Below are 12761 nucleotides of genomic sequence, written 5' to 3'. Positions count from 1 at the left end.
TGAGCGTTCAAGTGCGGTGCAAGAGCTTTTGTTCCACGCCGGCAGGCGCAGGCTCAAATCTGGGGCGCGCTGCCTGCGAACGAGGCAATCTCGACTCCCACGGCCTTAGCGTCCGCGTAGATATCGGGCTTGCCCGTGGTGACCCGCAGCGCCTTCACTCCGCGCATCGCCGCAAGTCGTTGATAAATAGCCTCGGCAAGGGTTTCCTGGAGGTTGTAGCGGCGCGCTCCGGCGAGCTCGATTACCTGCTGTCGGACGTGGTCATAATCCCACGCGCCGCCCGGATCATCGGCTTCCGGAGCGGTCAAATCGTCCAGCCAGACCTCGACAGTGATTAATAGCCTTTGGGGCGAGCCGACCTCGAACTCGTGAAATCCGATATCGGCCATGACCTCGAGTGATTCGAGGACGATCTTGGCGCTACGCGGGCGGAGGCGATCGGGAACGAGTCCGCTGAGCTTTGGCTGGTCCATCATGACTCCAGGAATTGCACGTCGCGCTCCGGTGGCTCGAACCGCAGCCCGGAGTCGATGGTGAGCACTTCGCCGGTCACGGCCGTCGCGGCAACCAGATAATCGATCGCTGCGATGACGTGCTCCGCCGTCACTCCGCGATGGAGCGGGTTGCGCTCGTGCATCGCCTGGAAATTGTCCTCTGTCTGTCCGGGAGATCTCAGCATCAGCGCGGGGGCGATGGCGTTGACGCGAATGCCCCTGGAGGCGAGCGCCCGCGCGGACAGCTCCGTCGCCCCCTGAAGCGCTTGCTTGGACAGCGTGTAGCTGAGGTAATCCGGGTTGGGAGCGGAAAGCTTGGAATCCAGGACGTTGACCGCGAGCGCGTCCCCGCCGTGGTGACGCGCGGCCAGGGCCTCCGTCAGAAGCAGCGGTGCGCGCACATTGACGTGCATGTGCTTGTCGAGCTCGTCGGGGCTAAACTCGCCAAACCCATCCCAGGCGAAGCGCGCCGCGTTATTGACCAGCAGCCGCACGGGCGGAAGGCCTTCGGCCGCGGCGAAGACGCGGTCCGCGCAATCCACGTCCGAGAGATCGGCGGCGACCTTGTGCGCCCCGGCCGCGACCTCATCCTCGGCTTTGTGGACGTGCGCAACCACGGTCCAGCCGCGCTCAAGCAGTGCCTTGACGATATCCGCGCCCACGCGCTTGGCGGCGCCAGTCACGATCGCGGTTCGCTGCTCGTTCATGGGCTCCTGTTGTCATTCCGGCCGCGACGACGCAATCCAGAGGGATGCCGGAGACCCGCCCGCCGATCGAGCTGAACGGAGTGAGCCTGGCGGAGCTCCAGCGGCTAATCGACGAGCGAAGGCTTCCGCCGGTGGACAAATGGGATCCGCCTTTGTGCGGACATTCGGGAATGCGCATCGCCCGCGACGGGACTTGGTTCCACGACGGATCGCCGATCGGGCGCCCGGCGATGGTGCGGCTGTTCTCGACGATCCTGAGGCGCGAGCGCGACGGCACGCATGTGTTGGTCACGCCGGTCGAGAAGCTGGGCATCGACGTCGAGTCGACGGCCTTCCGAGCGGTCGAGATGCACTGTGAAGGCCACGGCCGCGAGCGGCGAATCGCGCTCAAGCTCAACAGCGGCGACGCAGTCATCGTCGGTCCCAAGCACCGGCTGTCGGTGGTCGAGGCTGGCCGTGGCCCGTCACCTCGAGTGGACGTCAGGCACGGCCTTGAAGCGGAGCTGTCGCGCACACTCTATTACGAGCTTGCAGAAATCGCCCTGGCGGAAGGCGAGGACCCGCCCGGCGTGTGGAGCGACGGCTGCTTCTTTCCGCTGGAACCGAAGTGACACTTGCCGAGCGAATTCGCGACGCACTCGCCGAGCCGGCGAAGCTTCCGCCGCTCCCGGGCGATCTGCCAGAGCAGCGCGCGCTCGCAAGCCTGCCCGCGGCCGTTCTCATAGCGATCACCGACCGCGCCGATCCCGGCGTGATTCTCACCGTCCGGCGAGAGCATTTGCGTACCCACGCCGGCCAGATCGCCTTTCCCGGGGGCCGCCTCGACGAGGGCGAGGAGCCGGTCGCTGCGGCGCTCCGTGAGGCACACGAAGAGCTCGGGCTCGACCCGGCGCTGGTGGAGCTTGCCGGCCGGCTTGACGAATATCGCACGGTCACGGGCTATGTCGTGACGCCCGTCATCGGGGTGGTTCCTCCAGAACTTCCGCTGCGGCCGCACGAGCATGAAGTGGCCGACTGGTTCGAAGCGCCGCTCGCCTACCTGCTCGATGCCACCAACCAGCAAGTCGAGACTGCGGTTTTCGCCGGGCTCGAGCGCCGCTACTGGCAGATCGGATGGAACGGCAGGCGAATCTGGGGGGCGACGGCCGCGATGCTGGTTAACCTGTCTCGGCGGCTGCAATGGATGTGAAGCTCGACGCCAAACGTTGGCGGAAGCGGCGCGGCATGGCCAAGCTGCTCGATGCGCTCGGTTCCGACGAGGGCCTGACTCGCTATGTCGGCGGCGCGGTTCGAGACGAGCTTCTTCGCCTGCCAGTCAGCGATGTCGACCTGGCGACGCGGCTTCGCCCGGAGGAGGTGGTCGAGCGGCTCCAGGCCGCCGGGATCAAGGCCGTGCCGACGGGAATCGAGCACGGTACAGTCACCGCAGTCAGCGACGGCCATCCCTATGAAGTGACGACCCTGCGGCGCGACATCGAGACGTTCGGGCGGCACGCGACGGTCGCTTTCTCCGACAATTGGGAAGAGGACGCAGCCCGGCGCGACTTCACGATCAACGCGCTGATGGCCGATCCGGTCAGCGGGGAAATCTTCGATTATTTCGGCGGGCTTGCCGACCTCGAAGTCCGGCGGGTGCGGTTCATCGGCGACCCGTTCGAGCGGATCGCCGAGGATCACCTCCGCATCCTCCGCTTCTTTCGCTTTCACGCTCGCTTCGGGCGCGGCGAGCCGGACGAGGCGGCGCTCGGCGCTTGCACCGAGCGGGCGAAGGACCTGATGGCCCTGTCTCGCGAGCGGATAGCGGACGAGCTGTTGAAGCTTCTCTCGGTGGACGAGCCCGTGGCGACGGTGCGGGTCATGCTCGAGCGCAAGATCCTCAACCCGGTCCTCCCTGAGATTGGCGAAACGGCATGGGCGGCGCTCGATGCTCTCATCCGCGCGGAAATCGAGGCCGCGATCGAAGGCGAGCCGCTTCGCCGCCTCGCCGCCCTTCTCCCGCGCAATCCTGAGATCGCCGCCGCCGTCACGGCGCGGCTTAAGCTTTCCAACCGGGCCAGGAAGCGGGTCGCCTGCGCGGTGGAGCCGGCCCGCCACGATCCTTATGAGACTGCCTATCGCCTCAGCACAGAATGCGCCGTCGACCGCCTCCTCCTTGCCGGCCAGCCGCAAGAGGCGCGGACAATCGAACAGTGGAGCCCGCCGCGTCTCCCGGTCACCGGCGGCGCGCTCATCAAGCGCGGGCTCACGGAAGGCCCGGACGTCTCGCGCACGTTGCGGCACATCGAGGACCGCTGGATCGAGAGTGGATTTCCCGGCGGAAGCGAGCTGGAAGCGATCGTTTCCGACGCCCTTGCCGCCAACTCCCGTTAACCAGCCTTCAATTCGCCGCAGGTAAACCGCTCACGGTTAATTGCGCGGTCACCATCTCCGGATGTGGGCCGCGACCGTGGAGGCGAAGAAGTGGGGCTGCGCCTTGCCAGTGTTGCTGCCGTCGCAGCCGCCTTCGCGGCTGTCGCCGGCGCGCGCGCCGAAGCCGCGACCGTCAACGCGCAGGTACAGGCCAAGGTCGTCAAGCCGCTCGCCATCGAGAAACGCCAGGATTTCGATCTCGGGACCATCGTTCTGGGGCCGGGCAACTGGTCGGGAGCGGTCGTCCGCCTGTCTCAGGGCGGAGTCCTCACCTGCCCCGCGAACGTCACCTGCTCCGGAGCGACCCAGGTTGCGATATACAATGTCGCCGGAACCAACTCGCAAACCGTGGTGATGAACGTCCCCAACGTCACTCTCGTGAACCAGTCGGATTCGAGCAAGACGCTGACCCTCGTACCGGACAGCAAGCCGTCGGTGACTCTGACCAATTCGGGAAACCCCGGCACCAACGTGCCGATCGGCGGCTCGGTTACCGTGAACTGGACGACGGCGGGCGGAACCTATGTCGGGACGTTCAACGTAACCGCGGATTATCAATAGCCGGCCGCCGCTTGCCCCGCGACCTCGCCTTTTCCACCCGTTTCTGACCGGACCTGACCTTCAACAGGTCCTGGCGTGAGATTATGCCGACGACCCGGCGGCTTTCGTGATCGACGATCGGGACTCGCCCGACACCCGATTCCACCATCATGTCCGCCACCTGGCCGCACGGCGTGTCCGGGAAAGCATATTGGGTCGATGCGTCCGACAGGGCTTCCGCGAGGCGCCCCTCGCTTCGCTTCGCAATCTGCCAGCGAAGCGCATCGGTTCGCGATACGAGCCCGACCAGCCGCTCGGCCGGGTCAACGACGGGATACGAGCGGTGCTCGGCCTGCTGCTCGAAGAAGCGGACTGCGTCGCCGATCGTCATATCGCCGGGGAGGGTCGCAGGATCGCGGGTCATCAGCTGCCCGGCCTGTTGGAACTCCAGCGCATCGATCGAATATTCCTGCAGGATGTGCCGGCCGCGGCGCGCGATCTTCTCGGTGAGGATCGACCGGCGCATCATCAGGACGCTCACCGCGTAAGCGGTCGCCGAGGCGGCGATGGTTTCTGGAAGCGCGCCCATATGGTTCGTCAGCTCCGCTGCAAACAGCGCTCCGGTGAGCGGCGCCCGCATCGCTCCGCTCATGATCCCCGCCATACCGACCATCGCCCAAAAGCCCGGGTCACCGGGCAAGACCTGGCCGAACAGGAAACCGGCCGCTCCCCCGATGATCAGCAACGGTGCGAGGATTCCGCCCGAGGTCCCCGAACCAAGCGCGACGAGCCACACGGCCGCCTTGATCACCAGCAAGGCGACGACGAGCCGGACCGCGACATTTCCGTCGAGCAGCGCCTGGATATTTCCATATCCCGCGCCAAGCACATGGACGTTGACCAGTCCCCCGAGGGCAACGCCCACCGCACCGATTGCCGGCCACCACATCCAATGGACGGGCAGCCGGTGGAACCCGTCCTCTACCGCGTAGAGGAGCACCGACAGAAGCGCCGCCAGAACACCCGTGGCGAGGCCGAGGCCGGCCGCGATGGCGACCGCGGAGCTGCCGGGCGGAGTCGGCGCCGCAAAGGGAAACATCGGGCCGCCGCCGATGAGTAGCGGCCGCCAGGCAAGCGAAACGAGAACGGCGACGACCACCGGTACGAAGCTTCGCGGCTTCCATTCGAACAGGAGCACCTCGACGGCCAGCATGACAGCGGCAATCGGAGTTCCGAAAATTCCCGTCATTCCTGCCGTCGCACCCGCGACGAGGAGCGTCTTGCGTTCGGCGGCGCTCAGGCGGAACATCTGGGCGAACAGCGAGCCGATGGCTCCGCCTGTCATGATGATCGGCCCCTCGGCGCCGAACGGCCCACCGCTTCCGATCGAAACCGCCGAGGAAATCGGCTTGAGAAGAGCCACCTTCGGCGACAGCCGGCTTTCACCGAACAGGATCGTTTCAATTGCTTCCGGGATTCCGTGGCCGCGGATCTTGTCGGATCCGAAGCGCGCCATCAGGCCGACGATGAGTCCACCCGCGACAGGGACAATCACGATCAGTGCGATGCTGTCCGAGACGATGTCCGTAGAGTCCGCCGACAGCCGTCCGTACCAGAACAGGTTCGTGGCGAGGGCTATCAGCTTCAGCAGGACCCATGCGCCAATGGCCCCGCCAGTGCCCGCCACGATGGCCATCGCGGCAAGAAGGAGCATCCGGTAGTCGGCGCTATGGTCGGCGAGACGCCGGGGCGGAGAGTTTGCTGAAATGCTGGCCATAGCGCTGCGTTCACGGCATTTCGCCGCACGTTGCAACTCGCCCTGCGAGCTTTTCGGTTTTCGACGCGCTATCCGCGGCTTCGGCGGCGGGATTTCCAAAATTCCAGAGCCGCGCTGTCGTCGAGGGGCCTGGCAAAGTAAAAGCCCTGGCCGCTTGAACAGCCCAGCGTCGCGAGGGTCGTCGCAAGCTCCACGGTTTCGATGCCCTCTGCAGTGGTCGACATCCCGAGCGCGTCGGCGAGGCTGAGGATGGCTCGGACGATGGCGACGGAGTCGCTGTCCACCATCATTCCGGAAACGAAGCTCTTGTCGATCTTAAGGACGTCGATCGGGAGCCGCTGCAAATAAGCGAGGTTCGAATAGCCGGTCCCGAAATCGTCCATCGCCACCGTCGTGCGCAGCGCCTTCAGGGCCTCGAAGACGCGGGTCGCCCTGCCGGGATCCTGGATGATCGCGCTTTCCGTAAGCTCCAGCGTCAGCCGGTCACCGCTCACGCCGCTCGAGCGCAACGCCTCGGCAACCATGCCCGAGACGTCGTCGCGGGCGACCTGGATCGCCGAAAGATTGACTGCGACATAGGCGGGCAGCGGCGCGCCGGCGTCCTTGTCCCAATCTGCCAGGGTGTGAAGCGCCTTGTGCATCGCCCACCGGCCGAGCTGCAGGATCAAGCCCGATTCCTCGGCAACCGGGATGAATTCGATAGGCGAGATTTCCCCGCGGTCGGGGTGATTCCACCGCGCCAGCGCCTCGAAGCCGGCGACTTCGCCCGACTTCAGGTCAATCAGCGGCTGGTAGAAGAGGTTGAGCTGGTCCTTGTCGAGCGCGCGGCGAAGCTCAGTTTCAATGGAAAAGCGATGGCGCGCGAGGCTTGCCTCCTTCGGCTCGTAGATTTGCGGCCTGCCGGTCTGCTTTGCCTGCTTGACTGCGAACTGGGCGTTCCGGAACAGCTCCTCCGAATCCTGGTCGCGCTGCATCAAAGCGACACCGATCGCGCACTCCACTCTTATGTCGAGCTCGCTGATGTGGAAGGGCGCGTTCATCACGTCCTGGATGCGCTCGGCGGCGGTCAGTGCATCCTCGATTCCGCGGCGAAGCGATACCAAAATCCCGAATTCGTTGCCTCCAGTCCGGGCCAGCACGTCGCCGCCCCGCAGCGCCGACATCAACCGCCGGGCGAAGGTGATCAAAAGCTCGTCGCCGGCGATGCTTCCGACGCTTTCGTTGATCCGGCTGAAGCGCAGAACGTCGACCACCAGCACGGCGTGGCGGTGCTCCTCGACGTCGTTCGAACCCGTCCGCTCGATCTCTTCGGTAAACGCGACCCGGTTCGGAAGACCGGTCAGGCTGTCGCGAAGCATCTCCGCACGAAGAGCGTTTTCCGCCTGTACCTCGACGGTCCGGTCGACGACGCTGACCAGGCAGCGCGGGGTCCCGTCCGCCAGCGCGCCGACAGGGGCCAGTTTGATCTTCAGAAAGCGACTGCTCGGCCCGTCACCGTCAACCAGGTCCAGTTCGTCGGCGGCGTCTCCCTTGGCGTCGAGGTATGCGCGAATGAACGCACCACCTTCGCCCTCGGCATATTGCCGAAATACGTCCGCGAACTCGCCATGCGAACCGTGACAGCCGGCCAGCTCGAAGAAACGGCGGTTGACGGCGAGCACCCAAAGCTTGTCCGCGTTGAGCGTGAAGATTCCGGCAGCTATCGGAAGCGCCTCAAGGAATCCGGCGTCGTCGGACCCGGCGCGCATGGGCACAGCCCCGGGCGAATCGCTCCGGCGCGTTCGGGCCTGCATCCCGCTACGCTGTTCGGCTAGCTGCATCGCCGCGGGTATGAAGGAACCGGGGTTAATTCAAAGTATCCGAAGCCCCGAAATCCCAGTTGTTAACCGGGGTCAATTTTCTTGGTTCAACGCCTAGGAAAAACGGTTGCTTCGAGGGAATCCGACGGGGGGCATCCGGCCCGCCGCTCCACGCGCCGCCCTCCACGGGCTCAGGTCGGTCTCGGTGCGGGTTCGGCCGCTTTCGCCGCCGAGGCTCCAGCTCAGGCCGTCGCTCTCGCGGAATGCGACCGCATCCGACAGGCCGCCGTCGCGGTAGCGCTGGAGCATGACGCCCTGCCCTCTCGCCAGCTCCGGAAGGTCCGACAAGGGGAAGACGAGGAGCTTGCGGTTCTCACCGACGACCGCGACCGAATCGGCGCCCGCGGGAAGCGGGCGAATCAGCGCCAGCCTTGACCCTGTGCGCAGGTTGACGAGCTGCTTGCCCTTGCGCGTCTCGGCGAGCGTGGATTCGGCTGCGGCGATGAAGCCGCGGCCGTCCGACGATGCGACGAGCAGCTTCATCGCCGGGGAGGCGACCAGCAGGTTCACGATCTCCACGTCCGGATCGAGGTCGATCTGCAGCCGGACCGGCTCGCCGAAGCCGCGGCCACCCGGAAGCTTGTCGCCGCCAAGCGTATAGACGCGGCCGTTGTCGGCGAAGAGCGCGAGCTTGTCCGTCGTCTGCGCGTGGAAATGGATGAACGGCCCGTCGCCTTCGCGCCATTTCAGTTGCTCGATCTCCTCAAGCGCCACATGGCCTTTCATCGCCCGGATCCAGCCCCGCTGGGACAGGATGACGGTGATCGGCTCCTTTTCGATCATCGCCGACCAGTCGATCTCGCGAGCTACGGCGGATTCCTCGATCCGCGTTCGGCGATTATCGCCGAACTTGGCCTTGACCGAAGCGAGGTCTTTCTTGAGCCGGGTTCGTTGCCGAGCCGGGCTTTCGACCAGTTTTGAGAGCTCGTCGCGCTCCAGCCGCAGAGCATCCCGCTCGCGCCCGATCTCCATCTCCTCGAGCTTGCGCAGGCTCCTCAACCGCATGTTGAGGATCGCTTCGGCCTGCCGGTCCGAAAGCCCGAATTCCTCCATCAGGATGGGCTTGGGCTCGTCCTCGGTCCGGATGATTGCGATCACGCGGTCGAGGTTGAGGAAAGCGACCAGGAAGCCTTCAAGGAGCTCCAGCCTGTCGTCGATCTTTCCGATCCTTACCTGGCTTTTGCGGACAAGCACCTGGAACTGGAATTCGAGCCAGGCGGTGAGCGTCTCCCTCAAGCTCATCACGAGCGGCGTGCGGGTGGAATCGAGGACGTTGAGGTTGAGCGGGAAGCGCACCTCCAAATCGGTGAGCCTGTAGAGACTTTCGAGCAGCAGATCGGGGTCGACCGTTCGGCTCCTGGGCTCGAGGATCAGCCGGACTTCCTCGGCGCTCTCATCCTTGACGTCGGAAAGGATCGGCAGCTTCTTTTCCGCGATCAAGGCGGCGATCTGTTCGATCAGCTTGCCCTTCTGCACCCCATACGGGATTTCGCTGACCAGAAGGTACCAGCCCCCGCCCTTTTCCTTTTCCTGAGTGATCGAGGCGCGAAGCCGGAACGAGCCGCGGCCGGTGGCATAAGCCTCCGCGACTGACTCGCGGCTGTCGACGAGAACGCCGCCGGTGGGAAAGTCCGGTCCCGCGACGAAATCCATAAGCGCCGAATGTTCGGCCTTCGGATCGTCTATCAGGTGGATCGCGGCGTCGATCAGCTCGCTGACATTGTGCGGCGGGATCGACGTCGCCATTCCCACCGCAATTCCGCTCGACCCGTTGGCGAGGAGGTTGGGGAACAGGCCCGGGAAAACCTCCGGCTCCTCCTCTTCCCCATTGTACGTTGCCCGGAAGTCGACGGTTCCTTCGTCAACGCCGCCCATCAGCTGCATCGCGACTGCGGTCAGTCTGGCTTCCGTGTAGCGATAGGCGGCGGCGTTATCCCCATCGATGTTGCCGAAATTCCCCTGGCCGTCCACCAGAGGGTAGCGAAGCGCGAAATCCTGGGCGAGCCGGACCATCGCGTCGTAGACGGAGGCGTCGCCGTGCGGGTGATATTTGCCGATCACGTCGCCGACGACGCGCGCCGACTTCTTGTAGGCTCCGGCCGGGTCCAGCCGGAGCAGGCGCATGGCCCACAATAGACGACGGTGGACGGGCTTCAGCCCGTCACGGACGTCTGGGAGCGAGCGAGCGGTGATCGTCGATAGTGCATAGACGAGATAGCGCTCCGAGAGGGCGGCATCGAACGGCGTTTCAATGAAGGAATCGGTCTGAGCTTCGGCCATTGCCGCTCGCTAGCAAGGCGGGCGGACGCTTGCCACATTGTTTGCCGATTGCGGTGACGCCGAGCGTCAGCGATCGGGTCTTCGGTCGATCCCGATCGGGTCCCATGCCGTCGGGTCGGACCCGCTGGTGACTCCGGTGTCTATGATGATCCCGTCGTCGCCGAGAAGCGCTGACTCGTCGATGCCCTCGTCATCCTCGTCCTGATCATCCTCATCGCTCCCGCTGCCGAGCCACGGGATCACCTCGTCGCGGAACGACAGCCCTGGTGGCGTCGGCGTCGGCGTCGGAGTCGGGGTCGGGGTCGGCGTTGGCGTCGGAGTGGGCGTCGGAGTCGGGGTCGGCGTCGGTGTCGGCGTCGGCGTCGGCGTCGGCGTTGGCGTCGGAGTGGGCGTTGGCGTGGGCGTCGGCGTCGGCGTCGGAGTCGGAGTCGGCGTGGGCGTCGGCGTTGGTGTCGGCGTCGGAGTGGGTGTCGGTGTCGGTGTCGGCGTCGGCGTTGGAGTCGGCGTCGGCGTGGGCGTCGGAGTCGGAGTGGGTGCCGGGGTCGGCGTCGGCGTCGGAGTTGGCGTGGGCGTCGGAGTTGGCGTCGGTGTCGGGGTCCCTGTCGACGTCGGAGTGGGGGTCGGCGTCGGCGTCGGCGTGGGCGTCGGCGTCGGCGTCGGCGTTGGAGTCGGTGTCGGCGTCGGCGTCGGAGTTGGTGTGGGCGTCGGCGTCGGCGTCGGTGTGGGCGTCGGCGTCGGCGTCGGAGTTGGTGTGGGCGTCGGCGTCGGAGTTGGTGTGGGCGTCGGCGTCGGCGTCGGTGTGGGCGTCGGCGTCGGTGTGGGCGTCGGCGTCGGCGTCGGGGTTGGCGTCGGTGTCGGCGTGGGCGTCGGCGTCGGCGTTGGAGTCGGTGTCGGCGTCGGCGTCGGAGTTGGTGTGGGCGTCGGCGTCGGTGTGGGCGTCGGCGTCGGTGTCGGCGTCGGCGTCGGCGTCGGTGTCGGCGTCGGCGTCGGAGTCGGGGTTGGCGTCGGTGTCGGCGTCGGAGTCGGCGTCGGCGTTGGAGTCGGTGTCGGCGTCGGCGTCGGAGTTGGTGTGGGCGTCGGCGTCGGTGTGGGCGTCGGCGTCGGTGTCGGTGTCGGCGTCGGCGTCGGCGTCGGTGTCGGCGTCGGCGTCGGAGTTGGTGTGGGCGTCGGCGTCGGTGTGGGCGTCGGCGTCGGCGTGGGCGTCGGAGTCGGCGTCGGCGTCGGTGTCGGCGTCGGCGTCGGAGTTGGTGTGGGCGTCGGCGTCGGCGTGGGCGTCGGTGTCGGCGTCGGCGTCGGGGTTGGCGTGGGTGTCGGCGTCGGCGTCGGCGTCGGAGTCGGCGTCGGCGTCGGAGTCGGAGTGGGTGTCGGCGTCGGAGTGGGCGTCGGAGTTGGCGTCGGAGTTGGCGTCGGTGTCGGTGTCGGCGTCGGAGTGGGCGTCGGTGTCGGAGTGGGCGTCGGCGTCGGTGTCGGCGTCGGCGTCGGAGTTGGCGTGGGCGTGGGCGTCGGCGTCGGTGTCGGCGTTGGTGTCGGCGTCGGTGTTGGTGTCGGCGTCGGTGTCGGTGTCGGCGTCGGGTTAGCGTTCCCCTGATCACCGCCGTTGCCGTTGTTGCCGTTGCAGGGATTACCGTTGCCGGTGGCGCACGGATTGCCGGGTGGCACGCCGCCGGGCGGACCATTGCCATTGCCGGCGCCCGGATCGGACGGCGGTCCGTTGCCATTACCGTTACCGGGGTCGGTCGGGGGGCCGTTGCCGCTGTCGCCCGGTGGAGGCGGCGGCGGAGGCGGAGGCGGCGTTTCGCCCCCGGAATTGCCTTGCTCGCCGCTGTTGCCGTTGTTGCCGTTGCACGGATTGCCGTTGCCGGTGGCGCACGGGTTGCCGGGGGGAACCCCGCCCGGAGGTCCCACGTCGGCCGGTGGACCTTGATCTGGCGGTGGATCGGCATCTGCTGGAGGCCCAGCACCTTCCGGCGGTCCCGCATCGGCGGGAGGCCCCGCGTCGGCTGGAGGTCCAGCGTCGGCTGGAGGTCCAGCGTCGGTCGGAGGTCCAGCGTCGGTCGGAGGTCCAGAACCTTCCGGCGGTCCGGCGTCTGCGGGCGGCCCTGCGTCGGCCGGCGGTCCAGCGTCGGCGGGAGGTCCAGCACCTTCCGGCGGTCCGGCGTCGGCTGGCGACCCTGCGTCTGCGGGCGGCCCTGCGTCGGCTGGCGGCCCTGCGTCGGCCGGCGGTCCTGCGTCGGCGGGAGGTCCAGCGTCGGCCGGCGGTCCTGCGTCGGCGGGAGGTCCAGCGTTGGCGGGTGGTCCTGCGTCGGCCGGCGGCCCCGAACCTTCAGGCGGCCCTGCATCGGCGGGCGGTCCGGCGTCGGCGGGAGGTCCCGAACCTTCGGGCGGCCCTGCATCGGCGGGCGGTCCGGCGTCGGCGGGAGGTCCCGAACCTTCGGGCGGTCCAGCGTCGGCGGGCGGACCTGTATCGGGCGGCGGCCCTGCATCGGCTGGCGGACCTGCATCGGCCGGCGGACCTGCATCGGCGGGCGGACCTGCATCGGCTGGCGGACCTGCATCGGCGGGCGGACCTGCATCGGCTGGTGGGCCGGGGTCAGCGGGAGGTCCAGCCGGAGGTGCTACGTCAGACGACGGGCCTGCGTCGGCCGGAGGCCCGGCGTCGGGCGGTGGCTGCTTGCCGTTCGAGCTGGCGGATTCC

General features: G+C 67.1%; 11 protein-coding genes. 5 read left to right on the top strand and 6 right to left on the bottom strand.

Annotated elements, in window-relative coordinates; all coding sequences use genetic code 11:
- Positions 1 to 53: 53 nt before the first annotated feature.
- Complete coding sequence (locus tag LZ519_RS00405) at positions 54 to 476, bottom strand: dihydroneopterin aldolase (RefSeq protein WP_249866776.1); 423 nt, start codon at positions 474 to 476, stop codon at positions 54 to 56.
- On the bottom strand, positions 473 to 1201 hold the full coding sequence (locus LZ519_RS00400) for an SDR family oxidoreductase (protein WP_249866775.1): 729 nt from the start codon (positions 1199 to 1201) through the stop codon (positions 473 to 475). Before LZ519_RS00400 ends, LZ519_RS00405 begins: the two co-directional genes overlap by 4 nt.
- Positions 1202 to 1245: 44 nt before the next feature.
- Between LZ519_RS00400 and LZ519_RS00395 the strand changes: the two genes are divergently transcribed.
- The 4 genes from LZ519_RS00395 to LZ519_RS00380 all read left to right on the top strand — a co-directional run bounded on the left by LZ519_RS00395 (position 1246) and on the right by LZ519_RS00380 (position 4171).
- Complete coding sequence (locus tag LZ519_RS00395) at positions 1246 to 1812, top strand: DUF1285 domain-containing protein (protein ID WP_249866774.1); 567 nt, start codon at positions 1246 to 1248, stop codon at positions 1810 to 1812.
- Positions 1809 to 2390 (top strand): CoA pyrophosphatase, encoded by a 582-nt coding sequence (locus LZ519_RS00390; protein WP_249866773.1) that lies wholly within the window; start codon positions 1809 to 1811, stop codon positions 2388 to 2390. The genes LZ519_RS00395 and LZ519_RS00390 overlap by 4 nt, the downstream gene beginning before the upstream one ends.
- A 35-nt stretch (positions 2391 to 2425) precedes the next feature.
- Positions 2426 to 3571, top strand: coding sequence for a CCA tRNA nucleotidyltransferase (locus LZ519_RS00385; RefSeq protein WP_249866772.1), 1146 nt, complete (start codon positions 2426 to 2428; stop codon positions 3569 to 3571).
- 90 nt (positions 3572 to 3661) lie between these two features.
- Positions 3662 to 4171: a DUF4402 domain-containing protein gene (locus tag LZ519_RS00380; protein ID WP_249866771.1), complete on the top strand. Its 510-nt coding sequence runs from the start codon at positions 3662 to 3664 to the stop codon at positions 4169 to 4171.
- On the opposite strand, the gene LZ519_RS00375 is transcribed toward LZ519_RS00380, so the two are convergent.
- The 4 genes from LZ519_RS00375 to LZ519_RS00360 all read right to left on the bottom strand — a co-directional run bounded on the left by LZ519_RS00375 (position 4146) and on the right by LZ519_RS00360 (position 10309).
- Complete coding sequence (locus tag LZ519_RS00375) at positions 4146 to 5927, bottom strand: chloride channel protein (RefSeq protein ID WP_249866770.1); 1782 nt, start codon at positions 5925 to 5927, stop codon at positions 4146 to 4148. The genes LZ519_RS00380 and LZ519_RS00375 overlap by 26 nt on opposite strands.
- A 68-nt stretch (positions 5928 to 5995) precedes the next feature.
- Positions 5996 to 7675, bottom strand: a complete 1680-nt coding sequence (locus tag LZ519_RS00370; protein WP_249866769.1) for a putative bifunctional diguanylate cyclase/phosphodiesterase — start codon at positions 7673 to 7675, stop codon at positions 5996 to 5998.
- Positions 7676 to 7840: 165 nt separating this feature from the next.
- Complete coding sequence (parC, locus tag LZ519_RS00365; protein ID WP_249866768.1) at positions 7841 to 10066, bottom strand: DNA topoisomerase IV subunit A; 2226 nt, start codon at positions 10064 to 10066, stop codon at positions 7841 to 7843.
- A gap of 66 nt (positions 10067 to 10132) precedes the next feature.
- A complete protein-coding gene (locus LZ519_RS00360; protein ID WP_249866767.1) occupies positions 10133 to 10309 on the bottom strand; it encodes a hypothetical protein in 177 nt (58 codons plus the stop codon).
- Between the two features lie 76 nt (positions 10310 to 10385).
- Here LZ519_RS00360 and LZ519_RS00355 point away from each other — a divergent pair, with 76 nt between their 5' ends.
- The gene (locus LZ519_RS00355) at positions 10386 to 11654 is read left to right on the top strand and encodes a hypothetical protein (RefSeq protein WP_249866766.1); all 1269 of its coding nucleotides are present in this window, start codon (positions 10386 to 10388) and stop codon (positions 11652 to 11654) included.
- Positions 11655 to 12761 lie beyond the last annotated feature (1107 nt).

Source organism: Sphingomonas anseongensis, from assembly GCF_023516495.1.
In the GTDB taxonomy this organism is placed as follows: Bacteria; Pseudomonadota; Alphaproteobacteria; order Sphingomonadales; family Sphingomonadaceae; genus Sphingomicrobium; species Sphingomicrobium anseongensis.
Note: the sequence above shows the minus strand (reverse complement) of the source record. Positions and strands in the feature narration are given on the sequence as shown.